This window comes from Methylocystis iwaonis (assembly GCF_027925385.1).
In the GTDB taxonomy this organism is placed as follows: Bacteria; Pseudomonadota; Alphaproteobacteria; order Rhizobiales; family Beijerinckiaceae; genus Methylocystis; species Methylocystis iwaonis.
Window position 1 is genome coordinate 51802 of sequence record NZ_AP027142.1, and the last position, 21704, is coordinate 73505.

At 60.3% G+C, this 21704-nt stretch carries 19 protein-coding genes; 8 read left to right on the forward strand and 11 right to left on the reverse strand.

The window, feature by feature from the left end; translation table 11 throughout:
• Positions 1 to 3: 3 nt before the first annotated feature.
• The 9 genes from QMG84_RS00255 to QMG84_RS00295 all read right to left on the reverse strand — a co-directional run bounded on the left by QMG84_RS00255 (position 4) and on the right by QMG84_RS00295 (position 12992).
• Entirely contained in the window at positions 4 to 327 is a 324-nt protein-coding gene (locus QMG84_RS00255) for an ABC transporter permease (RefSeq protein ID WP_281929615.1), read from the reverse strand.
• Positions 324 to 1223 carry an ABC transporter permease gene (locus tag QMG84_RS00260; RefSeq protein ID WP_281929617.1) on the reverse strand — a complete coding sequence of 300 codons (900 nt, stop codon included), beginning with the start codon at positions 1221 to 1223 and terminating at the stop codon, positions 324 to 326. Before QMG84_RS00260 ends, QMG84_RS00255 begins: the two co-directional genes overlap by 4 nt.
• Before the next feature lie 66 nt (positions 1224 to 1289).
• Complete coding sequence (locus QMG84_RS00265) at positions 1290 to 2510, reverse strand: ABC transporter permease (RefSeq protein ID WP_281929618.1); 1221 nt, start codon at positions 2508 to 2510, stop codon at positions 1290 to 1292.
• Positions 2507 to 3469: an efflux RND transporter periplasmic adaptor subunit gene (locus QMG84_RS00270; RefSeq protein ID WP_281929620.1), complete on the reverse strand. Its 963-nt coding sequence runs from the start codon at positions 3467 to 3469 to the stop codon at positions 2507 to 2509. Before QMG84_RS00270 ends, QMG84_RS00265 begins: the two co-directional genes overlap by 4 nt.
• A 408-nt stretch (positions 3470 to 3877) precedes the next feature.
• A complete protein-coding gene (locus tag QMG84_RS00275) occupies positions 3878 to 5128 on the reverse strand; it encodes a PepSY-associated TM helix domain-containing protein (RefSeq protein WP_281929621.1) in 1251 nt (416 codons plus the stop codon).
• A gap of 76 nt (positions 5129 to 5204) precedes the next feature.
• Positions 5205 to 7601, reverse strand: a complete 2397-nt coding sequence (locus QMG84_RS00280; protein ID WP_281929622.1) for a TonB-dependent siderophore receptor — start codon at positions 7599 to 7601, stop codon at positions 5205 to 5207.
• Between the two features lie 79 nt (positions 7602 to 7680).
• Positions 7681 to 8238, reverse strand: a complete 558-nt coding sequence (locus tag QMG84_RS00285; RefSeq protein ID WP_281929623.1) for a hypothetical protein — start codon at positions 8236 to 8238, stop codon at positions 7681 to 7683.
• 33 nt (positions 8239 to 8271) lie between these two features.
• Positions 8272 to 11745, reverse strand: coding sequence for a non-ribosomal peptide synthetase (locus QMG84_RS00290; protein ID WP_281929625.1), 3474 nt, complete (start codon positions 11743 to 11745; stop codon positions 8272 to 8274).
• Entirely contained in the window at positions 11742 to 12992 is a 1251-nt protein-coding gene (locus tag QMG84_RS00295) for a condensation domain-containing protein (protein WP_281929627.1), read from the reverse strand. The genes QMG84_RS00290 and QMG84_RS00295 overlap by 4 nt, the downstream gene beginning before the upstream one ends.
• On the opposite strand from QMG84_RS00295, the gene QMG84_RS00300 reads away from it, so the two are divergent.
• The gene (locus tag QMG84_RS00300) at positions 12963 to 13559 is read left to right on the forward strand and encodes a thioesterase II family protein (RefSeq protein ID WP_281929628.1); all 597 of its coding nucleotides are present in this window, start codon (positions 12963 to 12965) and stop codon (positions 13557 to 13559) included. The two genes, QMG84_RS00295 and QMG84_RS00300, sit on opposite strands and share 30 nt — an antisense overlap.
• A 371-nt stretch (positions 13560 to 13930) precedes the next feature.
• Here QMG84_RS00300 and QMG84_RS00305 read toward each other — a convergent pair whose 3' ends face one another.
• Positions 13931 to 14533, reverse strand: a complete 603-nt coding sequence (locus QMG84_RS00305) for a TIGR04282 family arsenosugar biosynthesis glycosyltransferase (RefSeq protein WP_281929630.1) — start codon at positions 14531 to 14533, stop codon at positions 13931 to 13933.
• Between the two features lie 2 nt (positions 14534 to 14535).
• Positions 14536 to 15204: a TIGR04283 family arsenosugar biosynthesis glycosyltransferase gene (locus tag QMG84_RS00310; RefSeq protein WP_281929633.1), complete on the reverse strand. Its 669-nt coding sequence runs from the start codon at positions 15202 to 15204 to the stop codon at positions 14536 to 14538.
• Positions 15205 to 15336: 132 nt separating this feature from the next.
• Between QMG84_RS00310 and QMG84_RS00315 the strand changes: the two genes are divergently transcribed.
• The 7 genes from QMG84_RS00315 to QMG84_RS00345 all read left to right on the forward strand — a co-directional run bounded on the left by QMG84_RS00315 (position 15337) and on the right by QMG84_RS00345 (position 21639).
• Positions 15337 to 16320: a radical SAM protein gene (locus QMG84_RS00315; protein ID WP_281929635.1), complete on the forward strand. Its 984-nt coding sequence runs from the start codon at positions 15337 to 15339 to the stop codon at positions 16318 to 16320.
• The gene (locus tag QMG84_RS00320; protein WP_281929637.1) at positions 16313 to 17737 is read left to right on the forward strand and encodes a dihydrolipoyl dehydrogenase family protein; all 1425 of its coding nucleotides are present in this window, start codon (positions 16313 to 16315) and stop codon (positions 17735 to 17737) included. The genes QMG84_RS00315 and QMG84_RS00320 overlap by 8 nt, the downstream gene beginning before the upstream one ends.
• The gene (locus tag QMG84_RS00325; protein WP_281929638.1) at positions 17734 to 18429 is read left to right on the forward strand and encodes a TVP38/TMEM64 family protein; all 696 of its coding nucleotides are present in this window, start codon (positions 17734 to 17736) and stop codon (positions 18427 to 18429) included. The genes QMG84_RS00320 and QMG84_RS00325 overlap by 4 nt, the downstream gene beginning before the upstream one ends.
• A 22-nt stretch (positions 18430 to 18451) precedes the next feature.
• Positions 18452 to 19033: a carboxymuconolactone decarboxylase family protein gene (locus QMG84_RS00330; RefSeq protein ID WP_281929640.1), complete on the forward strand. Its 582-nt coding sequence runs from the start codon at positions 18452 to 18454 to the stop codon at positions 19031 to 19033.
• Positions 19034 to 19234: 201 nt separating this feature from the next.
• Positions 19235 to 19891, forward strand: a complete 657-nt coding sequence (locus QMG84_RS00335; protein ID WP_281929641.1) for a sigma-70 family RNA polymerase sigma factor — start codon at positions 19235 to 19237, stop codon at positions 19889 to 19891.
• Between the two features lie 44 nt (positions 19892 to 19935).
• Positions 19936 to 20574, forward strand: coding sequence for an NrsF family protein (locus tag QMG84_RS00340; RefSeq protein ID WP_281932069.1), 639 nt, complete (start codon positions 19936 to 19938; stop codon positions 20572 to 20574).
• Positions 20575 to 20583: 9 nt separating this feature from the next.
• On the forward strand, positions 20584 to 21639 hold the full coding sequence (locus QMG84_RS00345) for a methyltransferase domain-containing protein (RefSeq protein WP_281929643.1): 1056 nt from the start codon (positions 20584 to 20586) through the stop codon (positions 21637 to 21639).
• The last annotated feature ends 65 nt before the right edge of the window (positions 21640 to 21704 follow it).

Below are 21704 nucleotides of genomic sequence, written 5' to 3' on the forward strand. Positions count from 1 at the left end.
AGTCTACTCCCACCTCAGCGCGTCGATCGGATTCAATCCCGCCGCCCGACGCGCCGGGAGATAGCCGAAGAGCACGCCGACGCCGACGGAGACCAACAGAGCCGCCACGACGCTCACCGGAGGGACAATGAGCGGCCAGTCCACCAGGAGCGCGACGAGCGCGCTTCCCGCGAGGCCGATACCAAGACCGATGATCCCCGCGAGGACGCATAGCGTGACGGCCTCGACGAGAAACTGCAGGAGGATATCGCGCTTGCGCGCGCCGATCGCCATGCGCAGCCCGATTTCCTGCGTGCGCTCGGTGACGGAGACAAGCATCATGTTCATGATCCCGACGCCACCGACGAAGAGCGAGATCGCGGCGGCCGCGAGAGAAGCCAGGTTAGAGAGGTTTGCGTCGTGTTCAGCAGCTCGACAAATCGGGTCGAGTCGAAGACGTTGAGCTTGTCCTCCTGAGCGCCGACGAGATGTTTGCGCTCGCGTAATAGCGCAAGAACCTCCTCTTTGACCTTCTCGCGGTCGGCGCCGGGCCTGACTTTCATGTCGATGGAGCTGATTTGCCGGGGGCTCGACAATGCGGAATTCGGCAGATGCGCGCGCGCCGTCGTGATCGGAAGATAGATGTAATTGTCCATATTCTCGCCGCCCATCGAACCGAGCCTCGTCCGCACGCCGATGATGCGAACCGGAGCGGCGCCGAGGCGCACGGTCTGATTCAGCGGCGACTCGTCCCCGAACAATTTTTCTTTGACGGTCGCTCCAAGAACGACCACTTTCGCGCCGGCGCGAACCTCTTCGTCGTCGAAGAATTGGCCCTCGAGGAGTTTGACGCCGAAAACCGTCTGATAGGTCGCCTCGACGGCATAATATTTGGTGTTCCAGCTCTTATCGCCGGCGACCACGGTGACGCCGCCGTTTATTTCTCGCGACAGATATTGCAGGTTGGGGATGACCTCACGAATCGCATTAGCGTCCTGATCGGTTAGAACAACCGCCACGCCGCGCCGGAGCGCATTCTCCACCTTGGTCGTGAATACGAAAAGCACATCCGTGCCCGCGCTGGCGATCTGCCGCTCGACGAGTTTATTCGCGCCCGCATTGGCCGCGCTCATGACGACGAGGCCGCTGACGCCGATGATGACCCCGATCGCCGTCAGGGCGCTGCGCAGCAGATTCGAGCGAAGCGCCGTGGCCGCCTCCTGCAGGAGCGTGCGCGGAGTCATGCCGTCGGCTCCTTTGCGAGCGCGCCGCGCCGTCGCTGCTTGCCGCCGCTGGAAAATCGCAAGGCGTTACTTCCTCCTCAAAGCGTCGATTGGATTCAATCCCGCCCCGCGGCGCGCGGGTAGGTAGCCGAATATGATCCCGACGCTGACAGAAACCAGAGTGGCCGCCGCTGCGCCCAATGGCGGGATAATGAGCGGCCAGTCCACGAGGCGCGCCACGAGAACGCTTCCCGCGAGGCCGATCATGAGACCGATCAGTCCCGCAACAACGGACAGCGTGACGGCTTCGGCCAGAAACTGCCGGAGTATGTCGCGCCGGCGCGCGCCGATCGCCATGCGAAGTCCGATTTCCCGCGTGCGCTCGGTGACCGACACGAGCATGATATTCATGATCCCGACCCCGCCGACGAGAAGCAGGATCGCCGCCGTCGCGAGGAGAAGCCGGTTCAGCGTGGATTGCGTCGTGTTCAGCAACTCAACCATCTGCGTGAGGTCGATCACATCGAGCTTGTCCTCCTGCGCGCCGCGCAAATGCTTGCGCTCGCGCAGAAGCGCGAGAACGTCCTGTTTGACCTTCTCGCGGTTGGCGCCTGGAGAAACTTTCATATCGATCAGGCTGAGTTGCCGAGCGGTCGACATTTCCGAGTTTGGGATATGCGCGCGCGCCGTCTTGATCGGAAGAATGATGAAATTATCCTCATCGACGCCACCGAAGGAGCCGCGCTTCCTGCGCACGCCGATGATACGGACCGGTATAGTGACCAGGCGGACTGTCTGATCCAGCGGAGACGCAGTTCCGAACAGCTTTCTTGCAACTGTCGCGCCGATGACGATGACCTTTGCGCCGGAACGCGCCTCGGCCTCGTCGAAAAACCGCCCCTCGGAAAGCTTGACGCCCCAAACCTGCTCGTATGACGCGTCGACTCCCCAATATTCGGTGATCCAGCTAGAGTTTCCCGCGACAAGCGTCACTTTACTGTAAACCTCGCGCGACAGATATTGTATGTTCGGGACCAGTTCACGGACCGCATTCGCGTCCTGGTCGGTTAGGACGACCACCGCGCCGCGCCGGAGCGCATTCTCCACCTTGGCCGCGCGAGCGACGAGCGCATCCGTGCCCTGATCGGCGATCTGGCGCTCGACGAGCTTGTTCGCGCCCGAATTCGCCGCGCTCATCACGACGAGACCGCCGACGCCGATGATGACGCCGAACGCCGTCAACGCGCTGCGTAGCAGATTCAATCGAAGCGCGTTGATCGCTTCTCGAAAAAGCGTCTGAAGCGTCACGCCGTTGGCTCCTTCGCACGCGCGCCGCTGCGACGCTGACACACGTCTTCGACAATCTCGCCGTCGCAAAAGCGCAGTAGCCGATCGGCATAGGCCGCGATATCAGGCTCGTGGGTGATGACGACCAGCGTCAGCCCTTCTTCGTTGAGCGACGAAAGAAGCGACATGATCTCATCGCCAACGCGGATGGCGCCGACATCCGCCTCGTCGACCTGCGCCAGAATCTGTATTTGCGACAGATCCTGTGCGATCTGAAACAATACGGGCGTCTGATACTCCGCCGTCACGGTCTGCCCGCGCTGCATCCTTCGGTCGATCACCACGCCGTTGATTGGCGATTTGATCAAAGTGCGATCGAAATTGATCTGCGCTTGATCGCATTCCGCCTGCCGCAGCGCGACAGTCGCTTTCGCCGACTCAAGGTCAGCTTGCGCCGCGCTGAGTTCATGGCGCGTGGCGCCGCTCTCCGTTTGCGCCTGATCGAGCTGCTGGCGGGAGACGCCCGCGGCCGACGCCAGCGCGCTGTAGCGCCCGACATTGCGATCGAGCAGACCGAGCTGCTTTTGCAGCTTCGCCATCGCCGCCTCTCGCCGCAAGACATCCGCCCTGGCAATCGCGAGATTAGCCGAGGCGGCCTGCACTTTCGCGTCGAATGGCGCGCGATCGATCACGGCGATGAGATCGCCCTGTTTCACTTTGCTGTTAAAATCGACCTTCATCTCCGTGATCGGCCCGGAAACTTGCGAACCCACCTCGACCGTCACCAGCGCTTTGACCGCGCCAGACGCCGTAACGCTCCGCTCGACGACGCCGCGGCCAAGGAGTTGCGTTTGGTAGAGGCGTGTCGCGTCGGCGTTTCCGCTCCCGAAAGACCACCAGAGAGTCAGGCACAAAACCACCGCAGAAAATACGAGCGCGCCGACGATCGAAATCTTCTTTCCCTTTGCGTCAATCCTCATTGGAAAGAAACTCCAGTAAACGCCAGTATACGACAAATCACGCGCGTGATCCTTGCCGCCGTACCCCGGTCGCGCGCTCCGATCGTTGTCGGTAATCTATTCGAGACTCACGCGAGAGCGCATTTGAAAACTGATTGTCCCGGCCTAAAGAGAGCTGGCTCAGCGGCACGACGAAGGAGCGTCCTTGCCCGTCCCCCTCGATCGTGAAACGGCACATCAGTTCATGATCCGGTCTGCCGCCGATGACGCCGCGAAAGCATCAATCGCGGCGGCGTCGAAAGGGAAACGAGCCGGTCGCGCAGAAACGCGATAAGCGGCGCGCGCGCATAGGCCAAAACGCGCCGGGCGCGCGAAATTCTGCGGCGGAGCAGTTGCATATCGATATTGCGGGAGTGCATAAATTCCTCCTTAGCGTAAAAGCCTGAAATACTCAGCGGGACTCCTGCTCGCCGGCACACCCGCAAGCGTAGCTCCAGTTACGTGGCGCTTCCGCGCGCGCCGCTTCCGCCACCAGATGTAAACGCCCGTGCCGGACAGCGTCGTTATGGCGAGGCCGAGGGCGCAGACAAAAATCTTGTAAGGCATGCCGAACAGATTTGCGGTGTGAAGCTGTACGAGCCACGTCGTCACCGTCGTCCCGCTCTGCTCTCCCGTAGGGATTTTGACGCCGAGCAACTTTCCGTCGAAGGCGTCGAAATAAACCGACGTCGATCCGTATTTGTCGCCGATGTCTCTTGACGAGCGCACGCGATACTCCCAGCCGCCGAGCTGCTTGGAATTGTATAGCGCGAGAACGCGTTCGATCGTTAAGCCGCGCTTGGTGGCCTCGGTCGCCATCAGGCGCTCTCCCGTCGCCAGCGCCTCGTCCCATGACATCGGCTCCCGGCCCGACGGCGCCGGCGGCTTGACGTCACTCCGCGCCCACATCGGCTGCTCATAATCGAGCACGAATTGCGTCACGCGCGTGTAAACGTAATTGAGATCCAAATAGACACTGGACCAGGCGAATATCAGCAGCATGACCCAGAGCCAAAGTCCGAAGGCGCGGTGGAGATCGAAATTGACGCGGTAGGCTGAGGAGCCGCGCCACTTAATGAGCCAGGCCGGCTTCCAGCGCGCGAGAAACCCTTTGCGCGAATGGCCGGTCGGCGTCGGCAGCGTCAGGTAGAACCCGACGAAGCAGTCGATCGTCCATAAGAACGCGACAACGCCAAGTATCCAGTCGCCGATCCCGCTCATCGCCAGATACATGTGTAGGGCGTAGACGAAGGGCATGATGTCGGTCTTCGTCTTCGGCAGTCCATGCCATGCCGCGCGCCCGCGTTCATGTCCGTCGATCGGATCGAGATGGATGTAGTCAAAATCGAGCGGCGCGGCGCCCTCACGCGCCTCCATGCCGATCATCACCGAGCCGGGATAGCCGAGATATACGGTCTTCGTTTGCGCCTGCGGAACGATCGCCTCGGCGCGGCGCGCCAACGTCGCGGCGTCGAGCGTGATCCCGGGCCGATCGCCCGGATACATCTCCGGCGTCAGCCAATGATTAATTTCGAGCCAAAACGCCAGCAGGCTTCCCGTCAGCCCGACGACGATGAGAAAGCCAGCCATCACGAGGCCCGCCCAGCGGTGAAGCCAGACCCAGAACGCGCGCGTCAACATCAAAAGGCTCCTCGATACGAGAAGGGCTAAGAGGCCGCCCCGTTTCGGGACGGCCTGAGGTCGCGAAGGTTCGCGCTCACCATTTGAAGCTCAGCGCTCCCACTGCCGTGAACGGACGAGCGGGAATCCTGAATTTGGGCGCCGCGTTGTAGTTGAACGTATCGTCGACGGCGTCGAAGTAACGCACATTGTTGATGTTTTGCAGGTTGAGCTGCGCCGTTACCCTGTGTCCGTAGAGTTCCGCCGTGTAGCTGGCGAATCCGTCGAGCCGCGCAAAACCGGGCATAACGAATGTATTCTCGAGATCGCCCCACCAATTGGAGGAGGCGGTCACGCCGCCGCCGGCGCGAAAGCCAAGACCGTTGTCCCCGAAGTCGTAAGTGAGAAACAGCTTGCCGCTGTGACGAGGCGCGAATTCGAGATGGTTGCCGAGAAAGCCGCCCTGTGCGCCGAACACCGCACTATCAAGGAGACCGAATGGATTCAGCCGGTTCGGCGCATTGTCGTCTATCACCTTCGCGTTAATATAGGCGTAGTTGGCGATGACCGTCATGCGATCCGTCAGCGCGCCGATCAAATCGAACTCGACGCCGCGGCTGCGCTGCAGACCTGCAAGCTGCGACACTCCAACTGTTCCGAATAGCGCAGTCGCGACGTTGGATTTCGTGATCTGGTAGAATGCAAGCGTGGCGAGCAGGCCGGGAAGCGGCTGCGCCTTGAATCCGACTTCCCATTGCAGGGCACGCTCCGGTGGGAGGGCGACGCTTTTGGCGTCGAAAGCAGCCTGTGGGCCGAAAGATCTGGAATAGCTGGCGTAGGCGCTGAGTTCGGGCAGAATGTCGAAGACGACGCCGACGCGCGGGCTCCAGCCGGTAGAGATGGTGGTTGGCTGACGAAGGCGAGCCGCGATCGCCAGTTCCTTGTCGGACGCCAGAACCGGGAACAGGCCGAAGTTGGATCGCGACTTGCCTCTCGTTAGGTCGGCGATGTCGTAGCGCGCGCCGATCATCAGATGCAGCCGGTCGAAGGTAATATAATCCTGAACGTACATTCCTTTCTGACGCGCCACGACCGAGGAGCTGGACTTGTAGCCGCGCCCGATGACGGAGTCATAGAACGCCGAGTTCGGCACGGTTCCGTAAACGGGGGCGTAGATGTTGATCGGATAATTATCGAACCCAAAATTATAGACATAGTCGTAACCTAGATTCGCGTAATCCAGCCCGAACAGAAAATTGTGCTTGGCGCCGAGCGCCTCGAACTTGCCGCTGAGGTCGATATTTGTCGAAAGATTGTACCTTTTAAAGTCCTGAAACTGCGTTTGCCTGTTCATCTGAAAAAACTGCTCGGGGTTGAAGCTCGTGTCGTAAGCAAACTGGCCAAAGCCCGCGTTCGACAACATGTTCGAGGCAGAGCGACTGTCCTGATAGAGAAAACGATTGGTCACCTTCCAGTCTTCGTTGAGATTCTGTCGGAAGTTATAGCTGACGAGATATCGATCGAAAGTGTCCTTCGGGTCGTTCGCCTCCTGGAACGAACGCGTGTGCGGGAGTGGCGCGATCAGGGGGCCAAAAAGCGAGCCGCTCGGAAGTCCGAGATCCTGCTGTATCCTGGAGGTCAGGAGTTCGGCCTCGGCCGTGAACTCTGTCCAGGCCGACGGGCTATAACGCACGACCGGGGCGAGAAACGCACTGCGTCCACCCTGAAACTGGCGAAACGAGCCATTATTCTGATAAGCGCCCGACACCCGGTAGGCGAGGCCGGGAACCTCGGCGATGGGCGCCGAGACATCCCACTGAGTTCTGTAGTGATCATAGGAGCCGACCTGCTGGTCGACGCGATAGAGCGGCTCATCAAGCGGCTGCTTGGTGACGATATTGATGACGCCGCCAGGATCCGCTCTGCCGAAAAGTATCGACGAGGGGCCCTTGAGCACCTCGACGCGCTCGACATTGGCGGTGTCCACAAGCATTGGCATACTGGTAAATTGCGACAAGGACAGCGCATTTCTGAATATGAAGTTCTGCCTGAATCCACGTATATGGAACTGCGCGCCGAGGCCCTCGAGATTGTTCGAGAGCACGCCGCTGGCATTGCTGACCGCGTCCTTGAGGTTTGTCACCTGTTGATCGACCAGCACCTGCCTGGGGATCACTTCGATCGATTGAGGAATCTCCTTGATCGGAACGTCCATCTTGGTCGCCGAATCGGCATTGCGAACGATATAGGCCTCGGTCGGCGTTTTCGGCTCGAGCCGCAGGCCGGACGTATTGAGCGGAACTGCCGTCGAAGGCTGCCCGACCGAACCGACCGAAGCAGCTTGGCCGCGGTGCGCTGGCGTGCGCGCAGCCGCCGCACGTCGCTGGCCGCCCACGTCGATCGTGGGCAGGGACTGCTGGGCGACGGCCCAGGTGGAGAACGCAAGAGTGAGCGCGCCGGCGGAAACGCCGCGCGTGAAGACACTGAGAAGCATAGCCATATTCCTGATGCGGCGTTTGAGCCGCTAATATCTCAATGGGAGCGAGACGCACGGCCTCGAACGGCGATGAGAGTCAGGAGGTACGAGGAGGGGCCAGCGCGGACCAGGAACTCAGCCAGCCAGTACGCTCAACGTCAGCGATACGAGTATCGTCAAAGATTCTGGGAACGGCAGGCTGATTATTTGAATAGGCTTGGTCGTCAATCCGTTTCGCGCGGGTGGGAGGCAAAAATTGGTCATCGCCGCCATGATGAAAAACACAGCATAGCGCAATTTGGCTACCTGCTGGAGGCGTCGATTTATCTGCAATGTCAATCGCCGAGCAGTTTGACAAGGGTTGTGACAACGACGAGTCAATCTGAGCGTGCGCCGAGCCTGCAGGAAGATGCGAGAAGCACAATCCGGCAAGCGCCTGCAGAACGAACAGCCAAGCAGCCGCGGCGACGGCGAGCCGACTGGTCCAGTTCCCAGCCAGCCCACGGGCCCGAATCGTCTTGGATGCCACCTTTCCTACCCCTGTGATCGAATCTGGGAAGTGAGATTCACCCGAGGCTCCGACGATGAAATCGTCGTCGAAGCTACGGTAAAGTTCAAGAATTGAATCGAGCACTGCCGAACCGAACTGCCACACTGTTGCAAAATTGTTACTCGGCCGCGTATCAAATCATTCCAGCATTGCTTCATGTTTCGCCGATGAGGCGTCGGCCGCGTGGCCACGCCAGATGGCGGTCAATGTATCTCGAATTTGCGCATGCAAGATCGGGTCCGACACGATCGAGGTATGGTCGCCGGCTACGATCTGAAATTTCAGACCGCTTTGCGTAATCTGAGACCACTCGGATTTTGTCGCTTCGTCGGCCTTAAGCGACTGCTGTGCTGCCCAATAATGGATGGGCGCCCGAATTTTTTTTAGATCGTGTTCGCAAATCATTCTGATGGCGTTCACGGTATCCGTGTAAATGAAGTCAATTAACTCGCTGGATACCCCTTGCCAGTAGCCCCGCTCTTGACCCCAGACCGCGATGTATCGGACTTGTTCCTTGGCCGATAACCGATCAGACATAGCCAAGAGATGCTTGCGATCTTCGTCCGTCAAAAGTTCATCCGGATTCTTACCTTCCAATATAGCAAATTCTCTAAAACCGTCCAGAACGGCGGTCGGACCGTTTGCAATATCGACACCATCGCCAAAGCTAGGGAAATCAAGAAACGAATCGATTACCCCCACGAAAGCAACTTTTTTGCCGAGCGCTTCCAACTTCTCCGCGATTGCAACTGCTGTAACGCCAGCGCTGCTCCAGCCCAGTAGAAAATAAGGTCCTTGAGGCTGATGGTCACGAATCTGGCGAACATAGCATTCAGCCATTTTCTCAAGCGATTCGTCGATATGTCGATCATCAAATATGCGACGCGATTGAATGCCGTTAACCGGTGCGAGCCCCTGCAGCGAATCCGCGAACGCCTGATAACGAATTGGCGACCCTCCCGCAGGGTGAATGCAATAGATCGGCGGATTTCCTCCCCCCTTACACAGCGGAACGACGAGAGATCGATTATCGTTTTGATGACCGGAGATCATCTCCGCAAGCTTTCTCGCCGTTGGCGCTTGAAAGATCGCCATCGTGGGCAAGTCTCCGCTGATCTTGCGCCGAATTCCATCGATCAGCTTTATTGCTGTCAGCGAATGCCCGCCGAGTTCGAAGAAGTTGTCATCGACTCCTATTGATTCCAGGCCAAGAACATTCTTGAATTCCTTTAGGAGCAGCCACTCCGTGGTGGTTCGTGGCGCGACATAGGCGCGCGTCCCCTGCGCATCGAAATTCGGCGCGGGCAGCGCCTTGCGGTCGACCTTGCCATTGGGCGTCAGCGGCAACGCTTCGAGAAACATAAAAGCCGACGGGATCATATAGTCGGGCAGATCGCTCATCAGCGACCCGCGTAGCTGCTCAATGTTCGGTTCCGCCCCACCTCTGCCGACAATATAAGCCACAATCCGCTTGTCGCCCGGCGAATCCTCCCGCGCCAGCGCCACCGCTTCACGCACCGCTTCCAGGCGCCCCAACGCGGCCTCGATCTCGCCAAGCTCAATCCGGAAGCCACGGATCTTCACCTGATGATCGGTGCGGCCAAGGTATTCGATGTTCCCGTCCTGACGGTAGCGCGCCAGATCGCCCGTGCGATAAAGTCGCTGCCCGGGAGAACCAAACGGATTGGGGACAAATCGTTCCGCCGTGAGATCGGCCCGGTCAAGATAGCCACGCGCGAGACCCGCCCCGCCAATGTAGAGCTCTCCAGAAACGCCAACCGGAACAAGCTCAAGAGACCCGTCAAGAAGATATATTTGCGTGTTCGATATCGGGCGGCCAATCGGAACGGAAACCGTCTTTTCCTCCGGGCTCTCACATTGGTGTACCGTACTCCAAACGGAGCACTCGGTCGGTCCATATTCATTGTAAAGCCTGACATGCGCGAGCTCACTAAAATGCCGGAACACCAGATCGCTTTTGCACTCCTCGCCAGCAACGATGCAGACTTGCAAACTAGAACCGCTATGAGGCTCGAGAGCTTCCAAAAATGCGGAGAACAAAGAAGGAAGACATAGCAAATGCGTTATCTGTCGCTCGGCTACCAATTGCGCAATTCCGCGCGGATCACGGCGTCTCTCTTCCGAAGTGATATGCAGCGCTCCGCCTTGACAAAGCGTTCCGAATAGTCCCGCGACGGAGCTGTCGAAGGCGAATGACGACATCAGCAGAAAGTTTTGAACAGAAGCGCCGTAATAATGAGCACGGGAAGACGTGGACGCAACAACATTGCTATGTGAAATCGGCACCCCCTTAGCGCGCCCAGTGGAACCTGACGTATAAATCACGTAGGCCGTATTTTGTCCGTTTGCCCGCCGCGGCGGCGCCGATCTTGGAAGTGACTCAAGCTGAAGTGAATCGATTCCTATGGCGACATTTGGATCTGGCAAATGGGCGAGGCTGCCGGCAACCTCTTCCGAGGCCAGAACCAACTTTAGGTTGGCGTCCTTCAATATGTATCTGGTACGCTCTAAAGGGTACGATGGGTCGATTGGAACGTATCCGCCATCGGCCTTGAGGATACCAAGAATTGCGATAACGAAGTCGGCTGATGGCGTCATGGACACGCCAACCAGCGTCTCGGGGCCAACGCCAAGGCGACGTAAATGATGCGCCAGTTGATTGGCTCGGGCGTTCAATTCGCCATAAGTCAGACTTTGCTCCTCGAACACGACCGCGACAGCTTCAGGTGTTTTCGCCGCCTGCGCCTCGAACAGTTCGTGAATGCAACCATCCTTCGGATAATCTGCCGCCGTATCATTCCATTCGACGAGAAGTTTATGGCGCTCCGCTTCGCTCAGCACATCGATTGTCAGCGCCGGCGTCTCGGGCGCCGTTTCAAGAGCCGTGACAAGGCCTGTAAGCGCGGCCTGGATATAGGAGCAGACGGCATTGGGATCGACCGAGCATCGAGTCTGGACATTCAAACCGAAACCGTCGCCAAAATCGTCGACCGAAACATCAAACGGATAGTTGGTTCGCTCGTCCCAATAAAGTTCGGTAGCACCTTCCAACCCCTGCGAGGCGAGCACAGACGCTCCCTCATGCGCGCTGTGGCGATAGTTTAGCAAGGCCGAGAACAAGGGAGCCGGCGCTTCGATGCCGCTGCAACGCTGCGCCAACGCCAAAGACGCGTGCTCGTGCCGCAGCAAAGCTGTCAGGCGATCATGCATGCCGCGTGCGCTTTCCTCGACGCTCTCCTGTCCGACCCGCACGCGGATCGGCAGCGTGTTGAGGAACATCCCAATCGCCCGGTCCGCGCCTGCGCCGCCGTGCATGCGGCCGAACAGAACCGTGCCGAACACCACGTCGTTGCGCCCCGAAACGCGCGCCAGCACTTGCGCAAAGGCCAGATGCCACAGGCTCGCAAGGCTCACCCCAAGCAGACGCGCTGCCCCGCGAAGGCGTCTCGAGAGACGCGGATCGAGGTCGAGCTCGGCCTCCGCGACGCCAGAGCCGTCGCCCCGCACGTCCAATAACCCGAACGGCGTGGTCGGTTCCGTCACGTCGCCAAGCATCGCATTGAAAAACGCTTCATGCTCCGCCTGACTCACCCCCAGCCGGGCCTGCGCAACAAAATTGCGGAAGGGAATCGGAGGCGCCAGTTCGTCGGCCGGCCCACTACATAGGCTGCGATCTCGCCAAGCAGGAATTCCTGAGCCGCATGATCCAGGACCAAGTGGTGGACAAGCAATTGCAATACGACTCGGTCGTTTGCCGCATCTTTTGCCCAGAAGACACGAATCATTGGCGCCTGACGAACATCGGCTCTAAATTGGCGAGGACTGAAGCGCTCAAGCAGTTGTTGCGCAGCATCGCCCGCCGCCCAGTCGAGGCTAACTTCCTCCACGGCAAGCGAAGCCTCCCGCCACACAACTTGCATCGGCTCCCGCAAGCCGTCCCACATCACCGCCGTACGCAATATGTCGTGGCGCGCGATGACTGCCCGCAGTGCGTTGCAAAACGCATCAAGACGTTCGCGGCTATTAAAGGCGAGGATAGTTGGGTATAGATATGGATCCCCCTTTGTCGCCATGAGATGATGGAAGAGTATACCTCCCTGCAGCGGGGTCAGCGGATAGATATCCTGCACGTTTGTTGCGCCGCCCGGAACCGCCGCGACAATGCGGTCGATCTCCGCTTGAGTAAGATCCGCCAGCGTTAGCATCCCGGGCGTGATCGCGTCGCAGCCAGCAGGAATGAGATTGGGCGGAACGACGATCGCGCTTTCCCGTCCGACGACGACGGCCAGTCCAGCCGGCGTCGGCTGGACGAAGAGCGAGCGCACATCGCTGCGCAATCCTTCACGCCGCATCTTCTCGATCAGGGTCATCGCCAGCAGCGAATGTCCGCCGAGTTCGAAGAAATTGTCGTAGACGCCGACCCGCTCGAGCCGAAGAACGTCTGCCCAGATGCGGCACAGCGCCGCCTCGGTGGGCGTGCGCGGCGCGACATAGGCGCGCGCCGCCAGCGCGTCGAGGTCGGGTTCGGGCAACGCCTTGCGGTCGATCTTGCCGTTGGGCGTCAGCGGTAGGGCGTCGAGGAAGACGAAAGCCGACGGGATCATATAGTCGGGAAGCGTTTGCTGCAGATGGCGCCGCAGTTCGTCGACCTCAATGGCGTCGGCCTGTGCGACAACATAAGCGACGAGTTGATAAACGCCCGGCGTGGCCGCGCGCGCAATGACAGTTGCGGTCCCAACTCCGGGATGGGTCAGAAGAGAGGCGGCGACTTCGTCGGGTTCGATGCGATGGCCGCGGATCTTCACCTGATGATCGACGCGGCCAAGGAAGTCGATCACGCCGTCATCTCGCCAACGTCCGAGGTCGCCGCTGCGGTAGAGCCGGCTCCCAGGTGGCCCAAAAGGATTGGGCGTAAACGCCGCCGCCGTGAGATCGGGCCGATGCAAATAGCCGCGACCAACCTGGACGCCGCCAATGCAACTTGCAGCGCTGCGCCCTCTCGGCGCCGCGACGAGCGCTTAGCGCGCCTTAAAACCGACGAAGACCTTATCGGAGAGCTTGTGCGTTTGAACGGCACGCCCCCCGAGCTCTTTAAGTCGAAGGAGCTGCTTCGACTCGCGTTGGATACGCTCGCCGCCGATTTTGCCGTTTGTTCGAGCTTTTCCTTCAAGAAGCGCGAAAAACTCTCTCTCGATATCGTTGTTTTGGGCGGGCGCGACGATATGATTGAAGAGGACGCCCTTTCCGCCTGGAGAGAGGAGACGCTCGGTCAGACGGCGCTGCTCATGTTCGCCGGAGGACACTTCTTCTTTAACGAAAACGAGAACGTATTCTTTGCGCGGCTCATTTCCGAGCTTGACAGAACATCCCGCGCGAGTTGTCGATGTGACTGCGTCAGTAGATAAATTGAAAGAATGGCGGAGGAGGGAGCGAGGATCTCTCCACGGGAGCATCTTGATAGGCGCGGTAAGCGAGATTGGCGCGCCGGATCCGAAAGCCCCTTTAATGCCCGAACGCTAAGGCTGCTTCCGACACCCCTTCCCTGTTCGCTGCGGGCGTAAGCCCTACGGACGTCGCCCGCGTCGGCACGGGGCACACGGATGGTACAGGGGGCATACAATATCTTGGCGACCGACGCGCAGGGCCGGTAACTGGGGGAGATCGTCATCAACTACCGCTCAAGCCAGCCGATCATTCCTCAGCCCGACGGAAGCCAAGGCCTTCCGCTGTGAACTCGACGCCGCCGATATCCCGCGGCAAGTCGCGTGGATAACCGCTACCTTTTCGCGAAAAAATTTCCATAGTCGCTCTGGCGCGCAAGAGAAGCAGCGTCATCGATGTCCTCGTGAACGCCGATGATCCCCACCGACGCCTTTGTCAGCTTCGCCAGGCTGTCCGAAAGCGCATGGGGCGTCGACCATCTGACGGCGGAAAACGGATCGACCAAACGCGGTCGGCGTCGGAACCCCACCGCCCAGAAGCCTCCGTCCGCTGCGGGTCCAAACACCGCATCCCGATCTCCCAAGAGACGGAACGCGCGCGCGATTTCCTCCCGTGTGACGCCTGGAATATCGGAGCCGATGATGACTACAGGTCCTGGAGGAGGCGCTTTGGCGACGCGCATCATGCGGCGCCCCAGATCGCCGTCGCCTTGCGGCAAAAGCGGCAAGCGCATCGGCCAGGGGCCCGAACGATCGGGCGTCACTGCAAGCCAGGTCCGCCAGCGTGTGTCGGTCCCTAATCGGCGAAGGGTGTTTGCGAGCAGCACCCTCTGGACCCTCAACGCGCCAACGGGGCCAATGTCCGCCGCGAGGCGTCGCTTGCCCGCCCCGAACTGCGGCCAGCGCGTAAAGATGATGAGATGCGCGCGAACGCCCATGGTCAGCCGTAGATGCGTTTGATCATATGCGGCGGAACGCCCGCAAAATACAGCGAGAGACAGAGCAGATTGCGCGCGCTGCGTCTGAACCAGCCCTCCCGGCGCCAGCGCGCCGCCGACGTGCGGGCGGAGACAGGAAGGACCGCAAGTCGATCACGACCGATCCGGCGGACGAGATCGACATCCTCCATCAGTGGCAGCGCCTCGAATCCCCCCAGCGCTCGATAGAAATCACGGTGGATGAGCAATCCCTGGTCGCCATAGGGCAGGCCGAGCTTCCGAACGCGCCACGCGACCATCCTTTCAAGCCGGCGCGCTTGCAGCGACGGATCGTCGAGCGCGAAGCGGAACGCCGCCGCCTTCGCCCGGTTTTCCGGCACAGCGCAAAAGCGCGAGACGGCTTCCCGCCAGCCCTCCTCCAGAATCGTGTCTGCGTGAACGAACAACAGCCAGTCGCCCTGCGCCGCATCGGCTCCGGCGCGAAGCTGCGCGCCGCGTCCCCTCGGGGCCGCGATGACGCGGGCGCCGAGCGCCTCGGCCAACGCCACGCTGCCGTCGGTAGAGCCGCCGTCTACCATCACAATTTCGTCGTGGCCCCGCGCCAGAGCCGCAACTGTTTGTCCCAGGGTTCGGGATGCGTTCAGCACAGGAATGATGATCGACAATTTCATTGTCGGCGACGCTCCCCCGAGAGCCCGGGACGATCGGGCTCTATAATCAGTCGACGCGACGATTCGGCGCCGTCGAGTGAAACCTTTCATATCAGACGCGCGAAATCAGCGAATGGGGAGGCGGGGTGATCAATGCCAGGCGACCAACAACCCGCCCGGGAAGGCTTCCCGCGGCCCATCGCCAAATTTGCCGATCCCCAGGTCACCGCCAAAGGCGAGCGGCGGGCCGCCGTCTCTTTCCAGCGCCTGCAGACTTTGTGGTTCAATACCGGCACCCTCTGCAATCTCGCCTGCAACGGATGCTATATCGAGTCCTCTCCGCGAAATGACGCCCTCGTTTATTTGACGCGCGCCGACGCGGCTTCCTTCCTTCGTGAAGTCGAGGACCTCGCCCTCCCGGGCGCGCGCATCGAGATCGGATTTACGGGCGGCGAACCGTTCATGAATCCTGACATAATGGAGATGATCGAGGACAGCCTGGCCGCCGGCCATCGCGTCATCGCACTCACCAACGCCATGAAACCCATGCAGCGCGTGAAGGAGGCGCTGCTTCGCCTGCGTCAAGAATATCCCGGGAGCTTCGCGATCAGAGTGTCGCTCGACCACTACGAGCCGAACGGCCACGAAAGGATTCGGGGACCGAATAGCTGGGAGCCGGCGATCGAGGGCATCCGCTGGCTCGTTTCCAACCAATTCAGCGTGACGATCGCCTCGCGCCTGGCGTGGGGCGAGACGGAAGTCGAAGCGCGCAAAGGGTTCCAGTCGCTTTTCGACCGTCTTGGAGTGGGGTTTGGAGCGACCGAAGAACGGCTGGTTCTTTTCCCGGAGATGGACGCAGCCGAAGATGTTCCCGAGATCAGCGAAGGTTGCTGGAGCATATTGGGGAGAAAGCCCGACGATATGATGTGCGCGACCTCTCGCATGGTGGTCAGGCGCAAAGGCTCGGAGCGCGCGACGGTCGTCTCCTGCACGCTTTTGCCTCATTCGGAAGACTTCGAGCTGGGATCGACCTTGGCCGAATCCCTTCGGCCCATCAGCCTCAACCATGTCTTCTGCGCCCGCTTTTGCGTCCTCGGCGGCGCCTCCTGTCGTGCGCAGCCGAGCGCCGATGTCTGAGACGATCAATTGCGACTTGTGCGTCATCGGCGCGGGCTCGGCTGGTCTCTCCGTCGCCGCCGGGGCGGCGCAGATGGGCGCGAGCACGGTGCTGATCGAAGCCAACCGCATGGGCGGCGATTGCCTGAATTCGGGCTGCGTCCCGTCGAAATCGCTGCTGGCAGCCGCGAAGGCGGCGAAAAATTGTGGCGACGCTACCCGGTTCGGCGTCGATGGCGGCGCGCCACGCGTCGACTTTGCTGCTGTCCATGCATATGTCCGCGGCGTGATCGCTTCTATCGCCCCGCATGATTCCGTCGAGCGTTTTACCGACCTCGGTTGCACGGTGATAAAGGGGCGCGCCCGGTTTATCGACGATCGGACGGTCGAAGCCGACGGGAAACTCATCCGCGCCCGACGCTTCGTGATCGCCACCGGCAGCCGCGTCGCCATTCCCGATATTCCGGGCCTCGATGACGTCCCCTTTCTGACGAGCGACACGATCTTCGACAATGCGGTTTTGCCGGAACATCTGATCGTCGTCGGCGGCGGACCGATGGGGTGCGAACTCGCGCAGGGCTACCGCCGTTTGGGCGCGAAGACGACGCTGGTGGAGATGGCGCGCATACTGCCGAGAGAAGACAAAGACGCCGTCGATGTCGTGCGGCAGTCGCTCCTCGCGGACGGCGTCGCTATTTTGGAAGGCGTCCGTCTTTCGCGGGTCGAAAAGGAGCGGGGCGGCGTCGCCGTCTTTCTGCAAGATCGGGAAGAGACGCGGATCGCTGGCTCACATCTGTTGGTCGCCACGGGCCGAAGGCCGAACGTCGAGACGCTCGGCCTTGAAGCGGCCGGGGTCCGCTATTGCGCGAAAGGCGTCGACAACGACGCCAGGTTACGCACGACGAACAAGCGCATCTATGTCGCCGGCGACGCCGCCGGCGGGCCTCAATTCACCCATATGGCGAGCTATCACGCTGGGATCGTCCTTCGTAACGCGTTGTTCAGATGGCCGGCGAGAAACAGGCCAGCGGCGTTCCCAAGGGTTATCTACACCGGCCCCGAACTCGCACAGGTGGGCCTGAGCGAAAGCGAGGGGAGAGAACGCTATGGCGACGCCGTGCGTATCCTGCGCGCGGATTTCAAGGACAATGATCGGGCGCAAACCGAAGGGCTCACGCGCGGCTTTCTGAAAGTCGTCGCCACAAAGCGCGGGCACATTCTCGGCGCGACAATGGTCGGCCACGATGCGGGTGAGCTGATAATGCCCTGGGCGCTGGCGATCTCTCAGAGGCTCGAGATCAGCGCCCTTGCAAATCTCATCACTCCCTATCCGACCTTGAGCGAGATTTCGAAGCGCGCTGCGGGAAGTTACTATACGCCGGCGCTGTTCTCGCCACGCACACGAAGGCTGGTGCGTTTCCTGAGGATTTTCGGATGAGATTCGCGCGATACGCGCCTATTCTTGCTCTGCTCGTCGTTATCGCGACAGCCTTCGCGTTTCGCCTGGATCGTCACCTGACGCTCGATGCGGTAAGAGACAATCGCGCATTGCTCGTTGCTTTCGTCCAATCTCACGGTCCTCTCTCTGGCGTCGTCTTCGTCGCCGTCTATGCCGCAATTGTCGCTCTCTCCCTGCCAGGCTCGACGATTATGACGCTCACCGGGGGATTTTTGTTTGGCGTCCCCTTTGGGGTAACGCTGTCCGTCGTGGGCGCGACATTGGGAGCGACCCTGCTTTTCGTCATCGCGCGCTCGGCTCTTGGCGACATGCTGTTCGAGCGCGCCGGCCCCACGCTCTCCCGGACGGCGAAAGGTTTCCGCAAGGACGCCTTCAGCTATCTGCTGTTCCTCCGCCTCGTGCCAGCGTTTCCATTCTGGGCGGTGAATCTGGCCGCGTCGGCGCTGGGGATGCGCCTGAAATCCTATGTGGCGGCGACCTCGATCGGCGTCATCCCATCAGCGATCATCTACGCGGCCTTTGGCGCCGGTCTGGCTAAAATATTCGATGCAAGCGGCGAAGTGCGGCTGGAAGAACTTTTGAGCCCGTCCATGATCGGCGCCCTTGTCGGCCTCGGCCTGCTCGCGCTTCTGCCGGTCGCTCTGCGTCGCGACCGGGCGTCGCAACCTTGATCATCAACTTTCGGAGCAGAGAATGTCCGTCATCCCGGCAAAGGATTTGTCCGATTATCCGTGGTTCATCCGGCTTTTTTTCTGGAAGCAAAAGCGAACATATGGCCGCGTTCTCGATCCCGGCCTGTTGTGGGGGCGGTCTCCCTGGGTCTTTGCGGCCGTGGCGCTACTTTACGGCGCCCTCGATCGGCGGCGGTCCCCCTGTTCTCCCACCCTGCGTTCTTTGGTCACGGTCAGGGTTTCCCAAATCAATCACTGTGCATTCTGCGTGGACATCAACTCGGCGACGCTCGCAAAGCGCGGGGTCGCGATGGACAAGATCGACGCCCTTTCGAAGTGGCGCGATAGCGACCTGTTCTCGCAGGAGGAAAAACTCGCGCTCGAATATGCGGAAGCCATGACGATCACGGCGCCCGGAGTCAGCGACGGGCTGCGTGCGAGGCTGAAACAACAATGGCCCGACGACACGATCGTCGAGCTGACGGGCTTGATCGCCTTCCAAAATCTCTCATCGAAATTCAATGCGGCGCTCGATGTTCCGGCTCAAGGCTTCTGCAAGATTCCGATCGAACGCGATCCTTCGGCCACAGGCCCCGAGGTTTGATTCCCGCCTGATCGAACCGGACGCCGCCCCCATCTGCAATGGATGCGGGGGGCATGTTCACTTGCAGAGCCCCTCCGGGAGACGGAGCATTCGCTGTCGTCCCCAGGAGCCGTCGATGAGACGGGGGCTCTGCGATCGGGGCCAATCCGATAATTAGCTGACTTCGCCACCCAATCGGACGCCGAAAGCTGCTATGAGGGCGTGGATACCGGGCTGGAGAGCGTGCGCCTGACGACGCCGAAGCTCTATTCCGAGGGTGACAATCGCATGCCGACTGAGAGATACGACCGCGCGAATACGGCGCGCGAGGCGCGGTGGCGGACGCTGATGAGCGCCGCACAAGAGGGGGACAACACCGCCTATGCGACGCTTTTGACCGAGATGCTTCCCTTGCTTCGACGATCGGTCGCCTACAAGCGACCCGGCGCATCGGACGTCGAAGATATTGTTCAGGAAATTTTGATTTCGATCCACACCGTCCGGCACACCTACGATCCGGGACGCCCTTTTATGCCGTGGCTCATGACGATCGTCGCTCGCCGAGCGATCGACGCTCTGAGGCGGCAATCGGCACGAAGCGCGCATGAGACCACGGTGGATGTCTTGCCAGAAACCTTTTCGGGGGATGACGCGAAGAGCGAACAGGAGGTCTCAGATGACCAGGAATTCTTGCGGCGCGCGCTGTCGCAATTGCCCGACGGACAACGTGAGGCGATCGAGCTTATGAAAATAAGAGGTCTATCGCTCCAGGAGGCTTCGGTCGCGACCGGCAGGAGCGTGGCCTCGCTGAAAGTCAGCGTCCACCGGGCGATAAAGACAATGCGCGACTACCTGAAAAAAGAGAGCTCGAAGCGATGAATACCGAAGAGCTCATTCATCGGCTAGCCCGCGGCGCTTTGCCCGTGCGCCGTTTACCGCACCCCTTCGTCCGGACGGCTGTCTGGTTTCTTCTGTCCCTCACGTTCATGGGGGCCATGGTTTTTGTCGTGGGGCTACGACAAGATTTATCCGTTCGAATTAGAGAACCGCGGTTTATGATCGAATTGGCGGCCGCTGTCTTGACCGGCATGATGGCCGGAGCGGCTGCTTTCTGTTCGACCTGCCCCGGCCGGCCATTGTGGGAGCGTCTCGCGCCTTTCCCCTTCCTCGCTCTGTGGCTTGCCTTTATCGGCGAAGGATGCCAGCGCGAGATCGCCCTGTCCGGAATCCGGGCGCTGCATCTCAACCTGGATATCAGTTGCGTGTGGAAAATCGCGGCGGCAAGCGCGGCGCCGGCTGTGCTGATCTTCGTCATGGTCAGACGCGGCGCGCCGATTGCGCCTCACCTGACGACCGGTCTCTCGGCGCTCGCCGCCACGTCGCTGAGCGCCGCCGCGATGCTTTTGGTCCACAGGCAGGAGTCCGCCATAATGGTTCTCGTCTGGCAGTTCGGCTCGGTCATTGCGTTATCTGCCTTCGCTGCGCTGTTCGGTCGTCGGCTTCTCTACTGGCGAACCGCAGAATTGACTGCGCTTGAGAACGACACGATCTCTCATTGCTGAGACGAGCAAATGAAGATTCAGGCAGTCAAGGATTACTACGGGAAAACCCTGAAAGGCTCGGAAGATCTGAGGACAAAGGCTTGTTGCACATCTGACAACATGCCCGAGCGGGTCAAGGGGCTTTTGGCCAATATCCACGAGGAAGTGCTCGCGAAATATTATGGCTGCGGGCTCGTCGTTCCCGAGCTATTGGGCGGGCGCCGCGTTCTCGATCTCGGTTGTGGCTCCGGTCGTGACGTCTATGCGCTTGCGCAGCTCGTCGGCCCAGATGGCGAAGTCGTCGGCGTCGACATGACCCCCGAGCAGCTCGCCGTCGCCGAAGCTCATGTCGAATGGCACAGGACGAAGTTCGACTTTCCTCGCAGCAATGTGCGATTTATGCGCGGATATATCGAGACGCTCGATGCTCTGGGCCTCGAAGCCGGAACTTTCGACGTTGTCGTCTCCAACTGCGTCGTCAATCTGTCCATCGACAAACTTGCAGTGCTGAGAGGCGCATTCAAGCTGCTCAAGCCGGGCGGCGAGTTTTATTTCGCAGATGTCTACGCCGATCGCCGTCTCGACGAGGCCCTCCGCGCCGACCCCGTGATCTATGGAGAATGTCTCGGCGGCGCGCTTTATTGGGGAGATTTTCTTTCCCTCGCAAAGGCCGCCGGCTTCGGCGATCCCCGTCTCGTGACAAGTCGACCGCTGGAAATCGCCGATCCCCAGATCGAGCAAAAGATCGGCAATGCGCGCTTTTATTCCGCGACTTATCGTCTGTTCAAAATCGAGGGTCTCGAACCTGCCTGTGAAGATTACGGGCAGGCCGTGATCTACAAGGGCGGCGTTTCAGATGCGCCGCATGTGTTCGAGCTCGACGAACATCACAAATTCGAAAAGGGACGCATTTTTCCGGTCTGCGGCAATAGCTGGCGGATGCTCGCCGAAAGCCGCTTCGCAAACCATTTCGACTTTATCGGGGATTTCTCACGCCATTTCGGCATCTTTCCGGGTTGCGGCGCAAATACCCCGTTCGGCCCGGATAGCGCCGGCAAGAGCGCATCATCGGGGGCGTGCTGTTGACCGTATAGTCGCAGCGCCTTTGGAAGCGATGCGAAGCGCGCCGGGAGCGCAGCTTCGCCGCCGCT